Annotated in this window: 16 protein-coding genes and 1 pseudogene; 4 read left to right on the top strand and 13 right to left on the bottom strand. The window is 45.4% G+C overall.

From position 1 onward, the window contains the following. Window positions 1-209: 209 nt before the first annotated feature. Window positions 210-1,160: an extracellular electron transfer flavoprotein PplA gene (gene pplA, locus ACO03U_RS10485; RefSeq protein ID WP_204687280.1), complete on the bottom strand. Its 951-nt coding sequence runs from the start codon at window positions 1,158-1,160 to the stop codon at window positions 210-212. An 882-nt stretch (window positions 1,161-2,042) separates the two neighbouring features. Here pplA and ACO03U_RS10480 point away from each other — a divergent pair. The 4 genes from ACO03U_RS10480 to ACO03U_RS10465 all read left to right on the top strand — a co-directional run bounded on the left by ACO03U_RS10480 (window position 2,043) and on the right by ACO03U_RS10465 (window position 6,422). Then, entirely contained in the window at window positions 2,043-4,055 is a 2,013-nt protein-coding gene (locus ACO03U_RS10480) for an NAD(P)/FAD-dependent oxidoreductase (RefSeq protein WP_161869559.1), read from the top strand. Between the two features lie 309 nt (window positions 4,056-4,364). Beyond that, complete coding sequence (locus ACO03U_RS10475) at window positions 4,365-4,805, top strand: NusG domain II-containing protein (RefSeq protein ID WP_161868975.1); 441 nt, start codon at window positions 4,365-4,367, stop codon at window positions 4,803-4,805. Window positions 4,806-4,824: 19 nt separating this feature from the next. After that, a complete protein-coding gene (locus tag ACO03U_RS10470) occupies window positions 4,825-5,382 on the top strand; it encodes a Gx transporter family protein (protein ID WP_161868976.1) in 558 nt (185 codons plus the stop codon). A gap of 53 nt (window positions 5,383-5,435) precedes the next feature. Continuing rightward, a complete protein-coding gene (locus ACO03U_RS10465) occupies window positions 5,436-6,422 on the top strand; it encodes a polyprenyl synthetase family protein (RefSeq protein ID WP_204687279.1) in 987 nt (328 codons plus the stop codon). A 206-nt stretch (window positions 6,423-6,628) separates the two neighbouring features. Here the strand turns inward: ACO03U_RS10465 and ACO03U_RS10460 are convergent, their stop codons facing one another. The 12 genes and pseudogenes from ACO03U_RS10460 to ACO03U_RS10405 form a co-directional block, all read right to left on the bottom strand. Continuing rightward, entirely contained in the window at window positions 6,629-7,552 is a 924-nt protein-coding gene (locus tag ACO03U_RS10460) for an LCP family glycopolymer transferase (RefSeq protein ID WP_204687278.1), read from the bottom strand. A 224-nt stretch (window positions 7,553-7,776) separates the two neighbouring features. Continuing rightward, a complete protein-coding gene (deoD, locus tag ACO03U_RS10455) occupies window positions 7,777-8,484 on the bottom strand; it encodes a purine-nucleoside phosphorylase (protein ID WP_161868979.1) in 708 nt (235 codons plus the stop codon). 23 nt (window positions 8,485-8,507) lie between these two features. Further along, entirely contained in the window at window positions 8,508-9,326 is an 819-nt protein-coding gene (locus ACO03U_RS10450; RefSeq protein WP_204687277.1) for a purine-nucleoside phosphorylase, read from the bottom strand. A 47-nt stretch (window positions 9,327-9,373) separates the two neighbouring features. After that, complete coding sequence (gene deoB / locus ACO03U_RS10445) at window positions 9,374-10,540, bottom strand: phosphopentomutase (protein WP_161868981.1); 1,167 nt, start codon at window positions 10,538-10,540, stop codon at window positions 9,374-9,376. 602 nt (window positions 10,541-11,142) lie between these two features. Next, window positions 11,143-12,099, bottom strand: a complete 957-nt coding sequence (locus tag ACO03U_RS10440) for an ABC transporter permease (RefSeq protein WP_204687276.1) — start codon at window positions 12,097-12,099, stop codon at window positions 11,143-11,145. After that, a complete protein-coding gene (locus tag ACO03U_RS10435) occupies window positions 12,099-13,250 on the bottom strand; it encodes an ABC transporter permease (RefSeq protein ID WP_204687275.1) in 1,152 nt (383 codons plus the stop codon). Before ACO03U_RS10435 ends, ACO03U_RS10440 begins: the two co-directional genes overlap by 1 nt. Before the next feature lie 109 nt (window positions 13,251-13,359). Continuing rightward, a pseudogene (locus ACO03U_RS10430) lies at window positions 13,360-14,874 on the bottom strand (ABC transporter ATP-binding protein); the annotation flags it as partial. Between the two features lie 640 nt (window positions 14,875-15,514). Beyond that, on the bottom strand, window positions 15,515-16,636 hold the full coding sequence (locus tag ACO03U_RS10425) for a BMP family lipoprotein (protein WP_204687274.1): 1,122 nt from the start codon (window positions 16,634-16,636) through the stop codon (window positions 15,515-15,517). Between the two features lie 129 nt (window positions 16,637-16,765). Next, window positions 16,766-17,161: a cytidine deaminase gene (locus tag ACO03U_RS10420; RefSeq protein ID WP_204687273.1), complete on the bottom strand. Its 396-nt coding sequence runs from the start codon at window positions 17,159-17,161 to the stop codon at window positions 16,766-16,768. Window positions 17,162-17,178: 17 nt separating this feature from the next. Beyond that, window positions 17,179-17,841 (bottom strand): deoxyribose-phosphate aldolase, encoded by a 663-nt coding sequence (gene deoC, locus ACO03U_RS10415; RefSeq protein ID WP_204687272.1) that lies wholly within the window; start codon window positions 17,839-17,841, stop codon window positions 17,179-17,181. A gap of 60 nt (window positions 17,842-17,901) precedes the next feature. Further along, window positions 17,902-19,203 (bottom strand): pyrimidine-nucleoside phosphorylase, encoded by a 1,302-nt coding sequence (locus ACO03U_RS10410; protein WP_204687271.1) that lies wholly within the window; start codon window positions 19,201-19,203, stop codon window positions 17,902-17,904. A 263-nt stretch (window positions 19,204-19,466) separates the two neighbouring features. Continuing rightward, window positions 19,467-20,648: a LacI family DNA-binding transcriptional regulator gene (locus ACO03U_RS10405; protein WP_204687285.1), complete on the bottom strand. Its 1,182-nt coding sequence runs from the start codon at window positions 20,646-20,648 to the stop codon at window positions 19,467-19,469. Window positions 20,649-20,738 lie beyond the last annotated feature (90 nt).

Raw genomic sequence — 20,738 nt, 5'->3', positions numbered from 1 at the left:
TGAAAGTTCAACATATCGCATTCCACCAATCAATTTTCTATTTTCATTATCTCAAATTTATAGAAAAAAACGTATAGGAAAGAACGAACTTGGAACTTGTAAATGAAGAAAAAAAAACTACATAAAACAAATTTTGTTTTATGTAGCCAAAGTTATTTAACTTTTTCAGCAGCTTCCTTTTCAGTTGCTCTTTTTTAGATAAGTCGTAATTATTTTGCTTCAACAAAGTTATCAACAGTGATTTCAGCAGTGTCGCCTTTTTCGGCAGCATTGATCAATTGTTCAGCGTAGATCACGAAGCTGTGGAAGCTGTGAGTTGCACCAGTGACAACATCCATGTTAGCTGGAGAGCCATCTTCTTCACCCATTGCTTTAACGAAGCCTTCGTTAAATTGAGCGATGTATTCTTTAGGGCCGATGCCAGCTTTGTCTTTCATATTTGTTTCGTAGTCAGTATCATCCGCTTTTGATTTACCGTCAGCAGAAACGTTATCGTAGTTAGATTCAGTCACTTTGCCATCTGCAACAGTCATAGTAAATTCAACATGGTAACCATTGGAATCATTTTTTTCTTTCAATGTGTATTTGCCGTCTTTAAGTTCAGCACCATTGTCGATTTCGATTGTTTCAGTATTGCCAGCTTGAGCAGCTTGGATCAATTGTTGTGCGTAGTTTTGGAAAGATTCAAATGAGTGAGTAGCACCAGTGACTACATCGATAGCAGTTGGGCTTTGTTTCGCAACTAATTCTGTATTGAATTTTTCGATGTATTCTTTAGGACCAATGCCCGCTTTGTCTTTCATGTTTGTTTCATAGTCAGTATCTGCTGCTTTTGATTTGCCATCTGCATCGATATTGTCATATTTTGATTCTGTGATTTTGCCATCTTTAACAGTGATTTCAAAAGTAACACGGTAGTTGTTAAAGTAATTTTTTTCTTCTAATTTGTAAGTACCGTCTTGCATTGGTTCGCCAGCCGCATATTTAACTTCAGTAGTTGATTCTTCAGTTGAAGCTGCAGTTGAAGAAGCTGTAGTTTGGCTTGTTGCAGCAGATGAAGAGCTTGATGCTGACGTACCGTTATCAGCGCTACAAGCACCCAATACTAAGGCAGAAAATGCCAACGCAGTAAACCCTGCAATCAATTTTTTTGATTTCATTTTTTATTGTTCCCCTTTTCAAAATAAAGATAATTTGTTTGTGATACAATTAACATTTTAGTTTTTTTCTAAAAAAAGTCAACTATTATCATAACAACTTTTTCGATGAAAATTGGTCCGCCTCATTTTTTTCTCAAGAATTACAAAAAAATTCTTCAAAAACGTCGCGAAACCCTTTTCTTTATTGGGATATAGATGATCAAATTCCAGTGAAGATGACGGAATAAGAGACGTTTTTTTTCGCTAATTCCTCACTGAAATTTGTCAGTAATTTTTCTTAAAATAACTCGTTGACAAAAGATTCTGACATTTATTGAATATTTTGTGTAATTTATCTCAACACTTTGACTTTTCCTTCACTCCATCTGACTTGTTTTGTGAATTTTTCATGACTACTTTCGCTGATTTTCTGTCTTCCTCAGAAGATTTACCATGGAAATAAAACCAATTTAGGAAAAGGAGCGGGGAAAAGAGCTGTATATTTTTCACAAACTTAGTTATTAATAACGTCAAAAAAATGAATTCCTTCGCTTTTTTTCAAAGATTACCATAAAGTTCGGCGAAAAAATTGGTCTATGTACGTCTTAAAAAAACTTTAGCAATCCGTTCATTTTATCAGTCAGAGTGTTAGACAAAAAGACTTTTTGTCTATATAATAGTGTAGATTGTGTAATCATTATCAATCCATTTTTTCGAGTATCTTACTCAACCATTTATTATTTCCGAGGATGGATATGGTAGCTCATTTTGATGAACCACCAACTACTCCTTGCAGGCGTACGTATCCGGTTTGATGCACCGCTACGCTTGGCTTGAAGCAGAATATCTCTGCTTCAATCAAACCAGCATCACCACACTTTTATATATAAGGAGCGATTTTTCATGACAACCAAGAACATCGTCGTTGTCGGTGCTGGGTATGCCGGAGTTTCGGCTACCAAATTTATGGCGAAGAAACTGAAAAAAGATCAAGATGTTACCATCACTTTGATCGACCGCCATTCTTACCATACTATGATGACCGAATTACACGAGGTAGCCGGTGGACGCGTGGAACCCACTGCGATTCAATACGACTTGCAACGCCTGTTTTCTCGTAAAAAGAACGTCAAATTGGTGACAGATACCGTCACTGGCATTGACAAAGAAGCGAAAAAAGTCCTGACTCAACAAGGTTCTTACGATTTTGATTACCTCGTATTAGGGATGGGTGGCGAACCAAATGATTTTGGTACCCCAGGAGTTAAAGAACACGGCTTCACCCTGTGGTCTTTCGAAGATTCAATCCGTATCCGGGAACACATCGAACGTACCGTTGCTTTAGCAGCCTTGGAACCCGATGCTGAAAAACGTAAAGCCATGTTGACCTTTGTTGTCTGTGGTTCTGGTTTCACCGGGATCGAAATGGTGGGGGAACTCATCGACTGGAAAGATCGTTTGGCGCAAGACTACAAATTGGACCCCTCTGAGTTCACTTTAAAAGTTGTCGAAGCTTTGCCGACGATTTTGAATATGTTAAACCGTAACGACGCTGACAAAGCCGTTCGTTACTTGGAAAAGAAAAACGTCGAACTTGTCTTGAATTCACCAATCGTCGAAGTTGACGAAGACCATATCAAATTAAAAGACGGCAGCACGATTCCGACTTATACTTTGATCTGGACAGCCGGTGTCAAAGCAACTTCTGACGCTGCTGACTTCGGATTGGAAGCTGCTCGTGGTCAACGTCTCGTCGCCAACGAATACATGGAAGCAAAAGGCTACGAAGACAAAAACATCTACATCATCGGGGACCAAGTCTACTACGAAGAACAACCAAATACCCCGACACCACAAATCGTGCAAGCGGCCGAACAAACCGGTCACTGCGCTGCTTCAAATATCGTCTCTGCCATTAAAGGCGATGGCGAAAAACACAAATTTAAATCCAATTACCAAGGCTTCATGGTTTCTGTCGGCTCCAAATGGGGTGTTGCTGAACTCTTCGGTAAGATTCACTTGAGCGGTTTCTTGGCGATGATTATGAAACATATCGTCAACTTGAAATACTTCTTTGATATCCGCTCTGGCTATTACATGTTCCAATACATGATGCACGAATTCTTCCACATCAAAGACGATCGCAACGTCGCTCGGGGACATTCTTCTCGTTACGGCAACGTCTTGTGGAGTGTGCCATTGCGGATCTTCTACGGCTTGGTTTGGTTTATTGAAGCCTTCAAGAAAATCGTCGGGAATGGTGAAGTCTTGAAACCAAGCACTTGGTTTGGTGAAGGTTCTTGGTTCACAGGAAATTCTGTCTTCCCTTGGACTTGGGACTATGCCGCTAGTGCAACAGCAACAACTGGCTCTTCCGCAGCAGATGCTGTCGGTGGTGCTTCAGCAACCGTTGCTTCCACTGTCGCTTCGACTGCCGATGTTGCTTCAGCCGCATCCGGTGCTGGTGAAGCTGCTACCAATGGTGGTGGTGAAGCCGTGGCCCAAGCTGCTCACTTTGGTTTGAGCTATGCCTATGGTGAAGAACCAATGGCCGTTTTGGATAAAGCTCCTGATTGGTTCTCTTCAATCATGAAAGTCATGATGCCAAACATGGACGTAGCGATGTTCTTCCAAAAATTCATGGTCTTCGTGGAAATCGGAATCGCTTTGTGTCTGATGGCTGGTCTCTTCACTTGGTTGATGAGCGGAACTACGATTGTCTTAGTGGCAATGTTCTGTATGTCCGGGATGTTCTACTGGGTTAACATCTGGTTTATCCCTGTCGCCTTTGCTTTGATGAACGGTTCCGGTCGGGCTGTCGGTTTGGATCGTTGGGTTATTCCTTGGATTCAAAAGAAACTCGGCGGTTGGTGGTACGGAAAACCGAAATCGATGTACGGCCGCAACGATGCTTAACAATTGAATCTCAAAATCCTAGGTCGCGGACCTAGGATTTTCTTTTTGTGACGGGGGGAAACTGAGGGATTTGGTTCCGATAGCGGGTAGGTGTAGCAGTGGGACCGGCAAATGCCAAACAAAGGGCGGTTTATCATTTAACTTGTAGCTTCAAACTAGCTAGTCAAGAACCAGACAGCTACATTTTCACCAGCAATATGCTAAAATATGAAGGAACGAGAACCGTTGAATGGTATACGGCTCGAGAATCAAACTGATTTTTCGCTTTTTGAAAATCATTACCTTAATACGAGAAAGGAGCAAGTGGGAGTGAAATTCAAAGACTTTGCCAAAAAAAGTCGGCTGAAGCCATGGGACTTACCCATCTTGCTTTTATTGGTAATTGCTAGTTTCGTGCCTTTATTGGTTTTCGGCGTCACCCGACCTGATCCTGTCGTGAAAAATGACGGGACGGTGGCTAAAGCCCAACGAATAGCCATTTTACGAGTAGACGGCGTGGAAAAACAGCGTTGGACGTTGGAAAAAGGTGCCAAATCCACCGAATATCGTTACGAAGATGCTGACGGCGACTACAATATTATCGAATTTAAAGATGGCGCGGCTCGTATCAAAGAAGCCAACTGTGGCGACCAAATTTGCGTACGCCAAGGCTGGATTTACAAAGACGGCCAAACCATCGTCTGCCTGCCTCATAAACTTGTGGTGGAGATTGCCGACCAGACAGGAGGTGCCGACGATCTGATTTATTAGTTTTTCTGATCGTCTGACCATGGACAAAAATCGACGCCTGATTTTTATTGCATTGCTGGTGGCTCAAGGGGTAGTCATCGGCCTGATTGAAAATATGATTCCGTATCCCTTCGCCTTTGCTCCTGGCGCCAAACTGGGGCTTTCCAACTTGATCACCATCATCGCTATCTTTACCATGCCCAAAAAGGACAGCTTCACTTTGGTCTGGATGCGCCTGATTTTGACTACTTTGCTAGGTGGTACCACTAGCACCTTTTTATACAGTATGAGTGGTGCTATGCTCAGCTACGGCGGGATGCTTTTGGTAAAAACGCTTGGTCCCAAACGTGTCAGTATCATTGGCATCAGTGCTACCGGTGGCTTTTTGCACAATGTGGGCCAACTGGTGACCGCTTCTGTCATCGCCGGTTCGGCAAATGTCATGCTTTACCTACCGATTTTGAGCTTTCTTGGTATTTTATCGGGATTAGCTATCGGTATTGCCGCCAACTTTCTCTTGGTGCGGGTCGATACCCTGCGCCGGTTCCAACTGGATTATGAGCGCCAAAGTCATAAAGACCACTGGTACCTCAACTAGTCCTACCCTGCCTCACTACAACCGCAAAAGTTTACCAGAACAAGGAGACTACTATGAAACTTCATCCTATTTGGCAAGAATATCCTGATCTCCAGCCAGAACTAGCCAAAACACTGGATTTGATGGAAAACAGCGTCAAATTAAAAAACAAACCCGTCGAAATTGCTGTCATGGAAATGGTTCACGCTGGCGGCAAATTGCTACGCCCAGCTTATCAGTTACTCTTTTCTCGCTTTGGTCCTGACCAAGACCGGGAAAAAGCCGTGGCGTTGGCGGCATCCATCGAAATGCTACACACCGCTACGTTGATTCACGATGACATCGTAGACGAAGCCGATCTGCGGCGCAACTTACCGACAATCGCGGCCCGCTTTGGTAATGATGTGGCAGTCTATGCTGGCGATTACCTCTTTGTCTGCTGTTTCAAGCTATTAGCCGATTACGCTGGTTCCTTGCGCAGTTTGCAACTGAACTCCCGTAGCATGGAAAAAATCCTCAATGGCGAACTCGGCCAAATGGATCACCGCTATGATTTAACCATGACTGTCGACCAATATTTGGAAAATATTTCTGGCAAAACTGCCGAACTTTTCGCTCTTAGCTGTACCGTGGGCCCTTTAGAAAGTGGGGCCTCAGAAAAATTTGCCAAAGAATGTGCCCAGATTGGTCTAAATATCGGCATCGCCTTCCAGATTATCGACGACATCTTGGATTATAGCCAAGACGCTACCGCTATCGGCAAACCGGTCTTAGAAGACGTGCGCCAAGGGGTATACTCCCTCCCACTATTGCTGGCTCTGGAAAAAGGTCGCTCAGAACTGACTCCTTTCTTACAGAAAAAGGACGCGATGACTACCGCGGATAGCCAAGCAGTCTACCGCCTCGTCCAACAATATGACGGTGTCGCTCGTGCCCACCAAATGGCCACTCGTTACACTGATAAGGCCCTAAAAGCCATCCGCAAACTCCCGGCTGACGCTGCCGATACCCGCAGCGAACTTGAGCAGTTGACCCTACGAATTTTAGGGCGGAAAAATTGATCCATGAATCGAAAAAGACCGTTACCAGCTGCTTACTCTAAACAGTTGGTAACGGTCTTTTTGAATTGGTTTGATTGAAAAAATTGAGGGCTTTCCCCTATCAAAGCAGGGTATCCTAACAACAAGCAATAAAGTGTCTGACGATGGTGATCCTCGAAAGCGAGGTGGCGCGTATTTACTTCGTTACCGTCCACTACTCATACAAGTTACAACCCCAACTCATCATCCAGTAAATCCTGCACCCGTTTCAACTCGTCATCAGAAACATCTTGATAGCTAATTCCGTTAAGCATGAAGCCTTCTCCTTGCATCTGATCGGTCTTCACAGTGGTGAAAGCCTCCCGATAATTCAAGGCGATGGTCTGCATATCACCAAAGCTCATGTCGGTTTTGACATTGGCTTCCATAGCTTCTAAGACTTCTTGATACTTGGTGATACCCGCCATAGATACTAGCTTGTTCACGACGCCAATCACGATTTCCCGCTGCCGTTCTTGTCGGCCGTAGTCGCCATTGGGGTCTTCTTTTCGCATTCGGGAGTATGCCAAAGCTTCATCCCCATCCAAGGTAATTTTGCCCTCAGAAAAAGTATAGTCATCTATGCTAAACGCCAACTCGTTAGTAACGGTGACGCCACCTACAGCATCCACCAATTCCTTCAGCCCTTTCATATTAATCGCCACATAATGGTCGATAGGGATATCGAGATAGTTTTCCACCGTCGCCATAGACATCGCCGCGCCACCAAAAGCGTAGGCATGATTAATCTTATCTTCGGCATTATTTTCATGACCGATAATCGGCACATAAGTATCCCGGGCAATGCTCACCAGCGTCGTCTGCTTATCCTGAGGGTTGACGGTGGCCACCATCATCGTATCCGAACGGCCTTGTTCGGTCCGGCCCAAATCGCCAGTATCAATCCCCAGCAACAACACCGAAAACGCCTCTTGTTTACTCAAATCCACCGCTGTATCTCGGGCTGAATCCTCCCGTTTCACGGATTCGTAGGTCTCATTCATCGAGCCTTTCACATCGAAGTACACCTTGGCACCAAATCCCACCACAGCAATGACTAACACCACAAGCACGGCGACAATTCCTAAGATAATCTTCTTTCCTCTAGACAAGGCAAATCCCCACTTTCGCTGGAACAAAGAAACACGCCTTTGTTCCGGTTCTTTTATAGGTCAAATCATAGCATTTCCAATTCCGATATCAAAATTTTCGTCGGTTTTTCAGGAGGATTTTCGGGAAACTCAAGGAATTGTTTAGAATTAAAACCCATCGGCAAAATAAAAAAGACCCTCCGCACACTGCAGAGAGCCTCTATTTCTTCAAGCGCTAAATTCATTTACCCCGCGATTACCGTCTCCAAGCCAACTTCAATCATTTCATTGAAAGTCGTTTGCCGTTCTTCGGCGGTGGTTTCTTCGCCGGTGATGATGTGGTCACTGACGGTGCAGATGGCCAAGGCTTGGACATGGTATTTAGCTGCTAGATAGTACATAGCTGCCGCTTCCATTTCCACACCCAAGACGCCGAGATCCGCCAATTGCAAGGTTTCCGTCATATCGTCTTTGTAGAAAGTATCTTCTGACAAGAGGTTGCCGACATGGGTAGTAAAGCCTTTTTCTTTGGCGATTTCATAGGCTTTTAATAACAAATCAAAATCAGCAATTGGTGGATAGTGGAAGGTTTGAAAATTCTTTTGGACCAAAGAGGAGCTAGTGGCTGCCGCTTGACCAATCACCAAATCGCGGACGTGGACAGCTTCAGATATTGCCCCACAGGTTCCCACGCGAATCAATTTTTTGACACCATAAGAGTTGATTAACTCATGAATATAAATACTAGCAGAAGGCATCCCCATCCCAGTTCCCTGCACGGAAACTCGCTCGCCTTTGTAAATCCCGGTGAAGCCCAGCATACCCCGGACTTCATTGTAGCAGATAGGATCTTCCAAAAAATTTTCAGCAATGTATTTGGCCCGCAATGGATCGCCAGGCAACAAGATTTTATCGGCGATTTCGCCTTCTCTCGCACCGATGTGTACGCTCATGATTTTCCCTCATTTCAATAATTTTATAATGCTGCTAACGTCTTCTTCACCAAATCTTTGAATTCACCCTTCACTCGTTCGGTGGTAGCCACGACTTCTTCATGGTTTAAGTTGGCCTGCATGCCAGCTGCTAGGTTCGTAATACAAGAAATCCCCAGCACTTTGAGGCCACAATGAGCGGCGACGATGACTTCTGGCACAGTGGACATTCCCACAGCATCTGCGCCGATTCCCCGAGCAAAGCGGATTTCCGCTGGGGTTTCATAGGTCGGTCCGGAAAAGCCCATGTAGACGCCTTCTTGCAAATGAAGACCATTTGCCGCACCTACTTCTTTGGCGACTTCTTGATAAGCTGGCGTATAGGCGTTGCTCATATCTGGGAAGCGGGGACCGATTTCGTCATCGTTTGGTCCGATAAGCGGATTGGTGCCGGTGAAGTTGATTTGGTCGGTGATCAACATCAAATCCCCTGGTGCAAAGCTTTCGTTCACCCCGCCACAGGCATTGGTTACTACCATGGAATGGGCACCTAAAGCTTTCATCACCCGTACCGGATAAGTCACCGTCTGCATCGAGTGCCCTTCGTAAAAGTGGAAACGCCCCTGCATCGCAAGGACTTTTTTACCGGAAAGCGTGCCATAGACTAGCTGGCCGGCGTGTCCCACCACCGTGGATACGGGAAAATGGGGAATTTCGTGGTAAGGCACCACGACTTTGTCTTCAATTTCATCTGCTAATTCTCCCAAGCCAGAGCCTAGAATCAGACCAAATTCCACTGGTCCAACACCGGCTGCTTGGATAAACGCGCTCGTTTCTTGAATGGCTAATTTTAAATCCGTCATAGAATCCTCCAAATAGTATTGGCATTCGGTCACAGGACTAATGCCGCTTATTTCAAATCTGCCAAAAAGCTCTTGCCGTTTTCGGTAGCTGGTACGCCAAAGTTTTCGGCGATGGTGGCTGCGATATCCGAGTAGAACCCTTGTGGCAATGCCCCTTGCTCTTTCATTTGCTTGCTGTAAGCCAGCAATGGCACATACTCACGAGTGTGGTCAGTTCCTGGGAAAGTCGGATCGTTACCGTGGTCAGCAGTGATCAACAACAGATCATCTTCAGCCATGGCATCGATTAACTCTGGTAGGCGCAAATCGAATTCCTCGATGGCGTGAGCATACCCCACCACGTCCCGGCGATGACCAAACAAGGCATCAAAGTCCACTAAGTTCGTAAAGCTCATACCATCGAAGTCTTTTTTCATGACTTCCAACAATTTGTCCACACCGTCCATGTTACTCTTCGTGCGGATAGCTTCCGTGATTCCTTGACCATTGAAGATGTCGTTGATTTTACCCACTGCAATCACGTCTTTACCGTTGTCTTTCAAGGAATCTAAAACCGTCTTGCCAAATGGATCCAACGCATAGTCATGACGATTAGACGTCCGTGTGAAGTTGCCTGGTTCGCCAACGTAAGGGCGGGCGATAATCCGTCCAATCATGTACGGATCGTCTTTAGTAATGTCTCGAACATATTGGCAAATGCGATACAATTCGTCTAACGGAATAATGTCTTCGTGAGCGGCAATTTGCAACACAGGATCAGCAGAAGTATAGACGATTAAGTCACCGGTTTTCATTTGGTGTTCGCCGTAATCATTGATGACTTCCGTCCCAGAATACGGTTTGTTGCAGACAATTTTGCGACCAGAAAAGTCTTCAATTTGCTTCAATAACTCATCAGGAAAGCCTTCTGGGAACACGCGAAACGGGGTTTTGATGTCCAAGCCCATGATTTCCCAGTGACCGGTCATGGTATCTTTACCGACAGAGATTTCTTCCAGTTTGGTCGCATAGCCGTCATGACCATTGACTGCTAAAACGCCTTCTAACGGGCGAATTGTCCCCAAACCTAGTTGCTCTAGATGAGGAATGTTCAACCCAGCTTCTTTGGCAATATGGCCCAAAGTATCGGACCCGACATCACCAAATTTGTCCGCGTCCGGTGCTTCACCGATCCCGACAGAATCCATTACGATCAAATGTACACGTTTAAACATAATTGAATAACCTCTTTCCTTTTTATTAACATTGGTTTTTCCTACACTTCTATCCTACAAAAAATCCACCAAAAACTCCCGTCTAAACCATTGTGAGGGGGTTGAATCTTTTGGTGATGATGGGTTGGGCTTGCTTCCGGTGAATTTCTCGGGTGGTAGTGGGACCGCCAAATGCCAAACGATAAGGCTGTTTGTCATTTGCTAGTCCATCTTAGCGCCCTCTGCTTAGATGGACTGTATGCGCAAACACTCCTTTAGCCACCTTGCTGAGTCAAACTCGTTGTAGTCCACCAAAAATACGGTGGCCAACATCGAGTAATTCTTCAGACATCCTTAACACTACTACCCGAAAAATTCACCTCCAGCAACCCCAACATTCACCCAGTAAGACTCAATCTCTCTACAATGGAACAAGGTTTTCTTCTCTTGTCCGCCAAGCATTTTTTGGCTAGAAATCCACCATTTTCCCGCCACTACACATTTCAAAAGACCAAAAATCAGGGCGGGACAAAGACACATTGTCCCATAGTCCCACCCTTAACAGATGCCAGGCCAGCGTTGCCCTCCCTGTAAAAATTGGCTGGGCAGCTGATGTCTAGCGTTTATTTTGATTTGATATAGTTGGTGCCGTTTGCCTTTGGACCAGAAGCTTTCCCCAAGAAGAGCACCAAGACGATGATCGTCAACAAATACGGTGCTGCTTGGAGATACGCTGATGGAATGGAGGAAATGACTGGCAAATCGGCGCCGGCAATACTGATATTTTGGGCAAAGCCAAAGAAGATTGCAGCACCCATCACTCCTAGTGGATTCCATTTACCAAAAATCATCGCTGCCATCGAGATAAACCCTTGGCCGGCAATGGTGGTAATAGAGAACTGACCGGTAATGGATTGGGCAAAGACTGCCCCACCCATGCCACCTAAGAATCCAGAAATCAAGACCCCGGAGTAACGCATAGCATACACATTGATCCCCAAAGTATCCGCTGCCTGTGGGTGTTCCCCCACTGAGCGTAGCCGCAAACCAAACTTGGTCTTAAAGATGACAAACCAAGCAAAGATAGCGATTAAAATCCCACAGTAGGCTGGTAAAAACGTATTTTTAAACATGATGCGCCCAATCACTGGGATATCTGACAAAACAGGAATGGAAGTATAGCTAAGGCGGCGGCTGATAATATCTGTTTGGCCACGGCCATCAAACATGACTTTCACCAAGAAAACCATCAATGGCGGCGCCAACATATTCATCACTGTACCGCTGATAATATGATCCGCTCGGAAATTAATCGTTGCTACCGCATGAAGCAAGGCAAAGACGACGCCCGCCAAGCCCCCTACCAAAATCCCTAGCCACGGGGTCCAGGAACCAAAAGAACTTGCGTAGTTCAAGTTAAAGACGATGGCCGTAAAAGCCCCCACCACCATGATTCCTTCCAAACCCACATTGACAATCCCGCTACGCTCAGAGAAAACTCCTCCAAGGGCAGTCAAAATCAACGGGGTGGAGTAGATCAAGGTTTGGGTAAAAATCGATGCAATTTGATTGATATCCATTAGAGCACCCCTCCTTCTTGGTCTTGCTCTGAAGGTTTCGTTTCAATTTCTTCCACAACTGCCACTTCTTTTTTACCTCCGAAGAATTTTGCCAAGAGGTAGCGAATGACAAAACTAATCCCTACAAAGAAGATGATAATAGCGATATCCACGTCCACCAACTCAGAAGGAATATTGACCATCTGCATGCCGGCACCACCTAGCTTCAAGACACTAAACAAAAGCGATGACAGTAAGATACCGATGGAACCCCCACCACCTAGTAAGGAGACGGCCATCCCATCAAAACCGATACTCAAGGAAGCGTGTTGGGCCACGAAGTTTTGGAAAGTCCCTAAACCATAAACCACACCACCAAGACCAGCTAACAAACCAGAAATAACCATGGAAACGATGATCGTCCGTTTACTACTCATCCCAGCATACTCAGACGCATCTGGATTCAGCCCCACCGAACGAATTTCATAACCAAGGGTGGTTTTTTTCATCATAAACCAGACCAACACTAAAAATAGCAAGGCCAAGAAAAAGCCGATATTTAGCCGAGAATTATTGGAAATACTCCGCAAAAAGTCCGTCTGTAACATGGCATTTTGCCCGACCAAGTTGGTAACCCCTTTATTGGAGATGAATTTTTCCGGCATCACATCATTGACCATATGACTCGTCAGATACAATAGGATATAGTTCATCATAATCGTGACGATCACTTCGCTAGTACCAAAGAATGCCCGGAGAATCCCCGGAATCGCCCCAGCCAAAGCACCGGCTAAAGCACCGGCAACTAAAGCCGCCGTCACCGCTAACGGTTTTGGTGTATCTGGTAAGGACAAAGCAACCCAGACGCTGGCAATCCAGCCACAAAGTGCTTGCCCCGAAAGCCCGATATTGAAAAAACCGGCAGAGTTGGCGATAGAAAAGCCTAATGCGGTAAAGATTAAGGGGCCGGCTGTCACAAAGATTTCCCCGATGTTCCGAGGGTTTATCTGTTGGGTCTGAGGATTGATAAAGACCGTCTTAAACATCTGACTATAGCCCTGTAGCGGATCATAACCAAACGCCGCCATGATAATCCCACCAAGGATAAAGCCTAAAATGACCGCGATGATTGGCACCAAAATATTACGAATGGTCTCACTCCGATTATTCATGGCCCTCACCTACTTTCTCTTTCGTAGCCGTGGTCCCTACTGGCTCGGCCTTTGGTAGGGAGTCTTCTGTTTCCTTTACAACCGGTGTAACTGGTGATGCCGGGCTCTTTTTCGCAAGTTCTGCTCGGGCTTCGGCTAAGGAATACCCCGCCATCAACAACCCCAATTCATTTTCACTGGTTTCTTTTGGATCAACAATCCCGACAATCTCCCCGCCATGAATCACAGCAATTTGGTCGGAAACATTTAATACTTCATCCAATTCAAAACTAATCAATAAGACCGCTTTGTTCTTGTCTCGTTGTTCTATCAAGCGCTTGTGAATAAACTCAATCGCCCCCACATCTAGCCCACGAGTCGGATTGGCGACAATCAGCAATTCTGGATCGCGATCGATTTCCCGAGCAATAATCGCTTTTTGCTGATTCCCCCCAGATAACGCTTTAGCCGGAGCTTGTTCGCTAGTCGTCCGCACATCAAATTCTTGAATTAATTCATTGGCATGGTCATTGATTTCGCGATAGTCCAGCACCCCAAAATGGCTCATCGGTTCTTGGTAATAAGTCTGAAGAGCCATATTTTCGGCTAAGGTCATCTCCAAAATCAAGCCAAAGCGATGCCGGTCTTCTGGCACATGACCCACGCCTTTTTCGGTGATTGCCCGCGGGCGTTTGTTAGTGATTTCTTCGCCATCGACGGTAATCACACCACTTTCAGCTTTGCGCAAGCCTGTCAACGCTTGTACTAACTCTGACTGTCCATTACCATCGATACCGGCAATCCCTAACACCTCTCCAGCTCGGACTTCCAAGCTGAGATTTTTCACTGCTTCTAAGCCGCGACCATCTTTGACTGTCAAGTTTTCCACAGACAAGATGACTTCTTTTGGCTGTGCTGGTTTTTTCTCAGTCTTAAAGGAAACTGAGCGCCCCACCATCATATCCGCCAATTCTTGGGAGCTGACCGCTGCCACATCCACAGTGCCGATACCTTTCCCACGGCGAATAACGGTACAGCGATCGGCAACGGCTTTGATTTCATCTAGCTTATGGGTAATCAAGATGATTGATTTTCCTTCAGCCACCAAGTCCTTCATGATTTTCATCAGTTCGTCAATTTCTTGTGGAGTCAAAACCGCTGTTGGTTCGTCAAAAATTAGGACATCCGCACCACGATAAAGAGTCTTCAAAATTTCCGCCCGCTGTTGCATCCCCACGGAAATATCTCGCACTCGGGCATCGGGATCCACTGCCAGCCCATAGTTTTCTGACAACCGTTTGATTTCAGCCACGGCCTTCTTAGTGCTCAAAATACCGAAATGATTCGGTTCGCTTCCTAAGATAATGTTTTCTGTAACCGTAAAAGCATCCACCAACATAAAATGTTGGTGCACCATCCCAATCCCAAAACGACTGGCGGCGGTGGGACTAGTCATGCGCACCTTTTTTCCGTTGATCAGGATTTCTCCTGAGGTGGGTTCCAATAATCCTGAGAGCATGTTCATCAAAGTGGATTTGCCGGCCCCATTTTCCCCTAACAAGGCATGAATTTCTCCTTTACGGACTTGGAGATTCACGTCATCATTGGCCTTAAAAGTACCAAAGGCTTTAGTGATATGGCGCATCTCCACCACATAATTTTCTGTTTCTGCCACTCTTTTCACATCCTTTACTTGCTAGCTTAACGCTGGTATAACAATCAACAACAAATAATGACAAAACCAAAGAAGTTGCCTTCTTATAAAAGCTCCCTTGAAAACCATTGGTAACAGAGGAGCTTTTATGAGAAAACAGGGTTGGGTCTTGACTTATCAGTAGTCTATAAATGATCAATAATCATTTTTCCGAGCTTTTCTGAATCTACTTTTTCCAAAATAAATTTGTTTGTATTCCATGGCATATGAACTGCTTATCGCAGAAAATGGTGAAATTGGGCGGAGTAGGATTGGCATGACAGTAGCTTTCAGGAACGGGAATGAATTACTTAGAGTTATGGCGCTGGCGACATTACTCTAAGTTTGAAGTCCCCAGGTTAATGACAAATCGATTTTTATTTGGCATTGACCGGTCCAGCTACCGTCATGCCCAATCCTGCGAAGCCCAATTCACCATTTCCCAACGAAAAAAAGCACTTTTCCGCCCACATCAACCATTTTTTTCTAAAAAAAGATAGCCAGAAAGTTGGACCACAATTTGTAGTTTTTCTTTCTGACTATCCGACATTGCTACTAGTTACTCACAACATTTACCGCTGTTTCCTCTTTATTATGGTTTTTCAGGTACTTCGATATCGCCATCGATGATCCCTTGTTTGGCTTCATCAACTGCTTTTTGAGCCTCTTCAGAAATCACACCCGCAGTCAAATCAACCCCGCCATCTTTCAATGCGTAAGTCAAATGTTCACCACCAGGGAATTCCCCGTTCATGGCACGATTAGAAATATCTTGGACCGCAGCACCGACACCTTTCAAAGTAGAGGTTAGCGTACAGTTGGCTTTTTTGCCATCTTTCGTCGTGAAGGCACCATCAGCTTCTTGGTCCCGGTCAACCCCGATTACCCAAACTTGTTCGTCTTTTAATTCAGCTTCCGTTTTTTGCTCATTTTTAGCAATCGCTTCGGCAAAGACCCCAACACCTGTACCACCGGAAGCATGGAAGATGATGTCCGCCCCGCCGTTGTACATGGAAGCTGCGATGGATTTCCCTTTATCCGGTGCACTAAAATCACCAGCGTATTGGTTTTTCACTTCAACTTTTTTACCTAATTTTTCAGCGGTATCATTGACCCCTTTGTTAAAGCCGGCTTCAAAACGGTCGATTACCGGACCTTCCGCACCACCGATAAAACCAACTGTATTGGTTTTAGTCATGTAAGCTGCGGCAATCCCAGCTAAGTATGACGCTTCATGGTCAGCAAATGTTGCCGAAACCACATTGTCCATGTCAGCAATTTCATCATCAACGATAGCAAAGTTAGTATCTGGGTTTTGTTGTGCGCCTTTTTGGATATCTTCTTTCAACAAATAGCCGATTCCGAAAATCGTTTGAAAACCATTGTTCACCGCCGTATTGATGTGGTTCGCATAATCAGAAGCATTTTGGGATTGGAAGTAATTGTAACCCCCGACACCTTTTTTGATGCCGTTTTCGTTCCCCCAAGCTTGCATCCCTTCCCAAGCGGATTGGTTAAAGGATTTATCGTCAACCCCTCCAGTATCCGTGACCAAGGCTACACTATATTTTTTACCGCCAGCTGCACTTGAGTCGGTTCCTTTGTCGGTTCCGCCAGATGAGTCAGTACTATTACCGCCACCGCCACATGCTCCGAGTACCATGACACTTGCCAATGCTACTACTCCTAAACGCCACTTATTCGCTTTTTTCATTTCTGTATTGCCCCCTAAAATGATTAGTTTATTTTCTACAGCCGCCATCACTAGCTAGCTGAAAGAACGTGGTTTGGTGAGCATCGCCGTGGCGAGCTCTTGATGGACCCGTTTTGGCCATCAGAAAGTTCATAAATCTTTATCGGTAAATGAATATGGTAACAATTGTGAAACGGTCATTTCTTTGATGACACCTTCATCGCCGACTAACGTGACTGGCATACTTGGGTCACAAAATTCTGACATCACTTGCCGACAAGCCCCACAAGGCGAAATCGGCTCTGGGGTATGTCCGGCTACCACTAAATGTTGAAAGTTGCGTTCTCCTTCCGATACCGCCTTGAAAAATGCTGTCCGTTCAGCACAGTTGGTGAGGCCAAAGGAAGCATTTTCGATATTCACCCCTTGGTAAGTCTTGCCATCAGCAGTCACCAGACAAGCCCCCACTGGAAAATGGGAATAGGGCACATAAGCTTGATCTAGCGCCTTGACGGCAATCTCAATCCACTCTTGTTTTGCTTGCATTCTGTCACCTCGTAGGCTTAATAGCCTTCACCTTTGGCCCCAGTAATAATTGCCACACTAGCACTGGTTCCCAAACGAGTGGCGCCAGTTTCCACCATGGCCATCGCTTCTTCCGCAGAATGAATACCGCCTGAAGCCTTGACACCCATTTCTGGACCAACCGTTTCTCGCATCAAACGGACATCTTCAGCGTGAGCCCCACTTGTTGAAAAACCAGTGGAAGTCTTCACGAAGTCCGCTCCAGCTGCTTGTGCCAATTCACAAGCTTTGACGATTTCTTCATTAGTCAATAGCGCGGTTTCAATGATAACTTTCACTAAAGCACGATCCTTAGCCGCTTCGACCACAGCTTCGATATCTTGTTGGACTTTTTTGTATTGCGCGGATTTCAAGGCGCCGATATTGATGACCATATCCACTTCATCAGCCCCGTTGTTGATGGCATCACGGGCTTCATAGGCTTTGACTTCAGAAGTGTTGGCCCCTAAAGGAAAACCGATCACCGTACAAACTGCAACCGGTTCGCCAGCCAATTTTTCTGCTGCCAATTTCACCCAGGTTGGGTTGATGCAGACAGAGTAGAAGTGATATTTTTTAGCTTCTTCGATAATTTCTAAGACCGCTTCTTCCGTTGCATCTGCTTTTAAAAGTGTGTGGTCCATCATGCGATTTAATTCCATTTGTAAAACAGCTCCTTTGTCATTATGACTATTTTCTTAACTTAGCTAGGTGTCTTGACCCTACTCTACAATGATATCATGAATCAGTTCAGGCTCCTCACCAGAAGCCCCAATTTCGATATTCGCATAGAGTAATTCTTTGACTTCCGCTACATCTTCACTATTGGCGTAGATTGTTAGCAAGGATTCTCCTTCTGCCACTGGATCACCGACTTTTTTATGAAGCTTCAAACCCACTGCGTAGTCAATCCTATCTTCCTTCGTTTTGCGTCCCGCACCTAAAAGCATCGCTGCGACACCGACTTCATTGGCGACTATTTTGGTGACGACCCCCTCCTGTAAGGCAGGCAAGTCAAATTCATACTTAGCTGTCAGCAGACGCTCGGGGTGATCGACTACCGCTGCGTCTCCTCCTTGGTTACGAATCATTTCCTTGAATTTTTCCAAGGCGGCACCAGATTCTAGCGCTTCTTGCAATTTTGCTCGAGCTTCTGTGAGGTTTGCTGCACCTTTTGCTAAGACTACCATCTGGGAACCCAAGGCGTAGCACATCTCTAATAGATCAGCTGGACCATGCCCTTGCAGGGTTTCGATAGCTTCCACCACTTCGAGACTATTTCCAATAGCTTCTCCCAGTGGCTGAGACATATCGGAGACGACGGCCATCACTTGGCGATTGGCAAGTTTTCCGATACGTACCATCGTATGAGCCAGGCGTTTAGCATCGCCGATATTTTTCATAAACGCCCCGTCGCCGGTAGTCACATCCAGTACGATGGCATCGGCGCCGGCTGCGATTTTTTTACTCATGATGGAGCTAGCAATCAAAGGAATCGAGCTAACTGTCGCCGTCACATCCCGCAGTGCATAGAGTTTTTTGTCCGCCGGTGCCAAATCCCCTGACTGCCCGATGACTGCGACTTTGCTTTCATTGACGATTCGGATAAAGTCCTCATCGGCAATCTCAATCTGAAAACCAGGAATCGCTTCAAGCTTGTCCAAGGTCCCACCGGTAAAGCCTAAGCCGCGACCGCTCATCTTAGCTACCGGTACTCCCAGCGCGGCTACTAACGGCGCCAATACCAGAGTAGTGGTATCCCCCACACCGCCAGTAGAATGTTTGTCGACTTTGATCCCTTCGATAGACGAGAGATCAATGACTTCCCCAGAATGGGCCATCGCCAAAGTCAGATCGGTAATCTCTTCATCCGTCATATCTTGGAAATACACCGCCATCAAAAAGGCACTCATTTGGTAATCGGGAATTTCCCCCGCCGTATAGTTGTCGATAATAAACGTAATTTCTTCTCGTGACAGTACCTGACCATCACGTTTTTTCTCGATTAAATCCACCATGCGCATGGTTGTTCATCCTCCTAATCAGTGGCCAGCCACTTCCAACTTCATTTGTCTTCCTCATGATTTACCTGACTGCAACAATTTTATTGGTTAGCGACAAACCGTGGTCCTTTCACCGATTTGGTCTATTCCGCTAGCAGAACTCGGTGTTATTATACTGGAAAAACGCAGTGAGTAAACCATTTTAGTAAAACAGTTTACCTAATAGATAATTATCTTCGAAGCGCTTACAAGAGTAATATACAGGCTAAAATACCTGTTGTCAATCACTTCACGCTCTCACGAAGAATTAATTTGGTTTCAAAAACTTTGTTGGCTACCTTCCGTTCTGGGAATTCGATGGCATCGATTAAAAATTTGGCCGCGTGAAAACCAATTTCAAAACTTGGTTGCTCTACCGTGGTCAATGGCGGGGTGATGTATTGAGCCAGATTGAGATTATCAAAGCCAATCACCGAAATATCCTCCGGCACCTGTAAGCCCCGCTCATATATCGCCTGATAACAACCGATAGCCATGGCATCATTGCCACAAAAAATAGCGGTTAAGTCCTTTTGTTGTAACAATTCCCGGGCAGCCAAATAACCACCCTCCACCGTCAAACTTCCCTCAATAACATAGCGGCCTTTATAAGAAAGCCCACCATCTTTTAACGCATCCCGATAGCCGTTAAACCGCTCTTGCAGCTGATAATAGCCCGTACTTTCTTTCAACATGCCGATTTCCCGGTGTCCTTTGGCGATAAGATAGCTCACCGCTTGATAAGCCCCTTCGTATTCTTTGACAATCAGCCGACCAGTTTCTCGTTGATTGATCCCCCGGTCGATCAAAATCAAAGGCATCCCTCGATAAAAATCGCTCCCTGGTGCGTAAGCTTCCGGCAGCTGATTCGGCGTCGCAAATAAAACACCATCCACAGAACGGTGCCGCAGCTCTTCTAAATAGGCGATTTCCTTCTCCTGACTCTGCTGGGTATTGCACATCACTACCATGTAGCCTAGCGCATTGACGTACTGCTCCGCCCCTTCAACGATTTTGGAGAAAAAGTAATCGGTAATATCCGGGATGATCATGCCAATCGTTTTGGACCGACGATTGATCAAATTTGAAGCAAAAAAATCTGGCTTATAATTGTATTTATTGACAATCTCCCATACTCTTTGGCGCGTCTCGGCACTGAAGCGAGTTCCTTTATTATTCAAAATCTGAGAGACCGTGGTCACTGACACCCCAGCCATTTCAGCGATTTGTTTGATAGTCAACTTCATCTTGGCTAACTCCTTTAGCAAACGCTTTATACTTGTAATCAGCTTCAGTGTAGCAAACTTTAGCAGAAAAATCCTTTTTTCGCTGATTTTAAAACGGAAATAGTTTGATTGATGACCGTTGGCATAAAAAATAGGTAGGGCTGGTTTCCGGTGGGGTGGTCTTGGTCCAGCTACCGTCATGCCAAATCCTGCGAAGCCCAATTTCACCATTTTCCAAACCCGCACAAAAAGACAAACAACTTCCGCCAATTCCAAAAGTTGTTTGTCTTT

It is taken from the genome of Enterococcus diestrammenae, assembly GCF_049384045.1.
In the GTDB taxonomy this organism is placed as follows: domain Bacteria; phylum Bacillota; class Bacilli; order Lactobacillales; family Enterococcaceae; genus Enterococcus_C; species Enterococcus_C diestrammenae.
The sequence above is the reverse complement of the archived record's forward strand: the minus strand, read 5'-3'. Positions and strand labels throughout refer to the sequence as shown.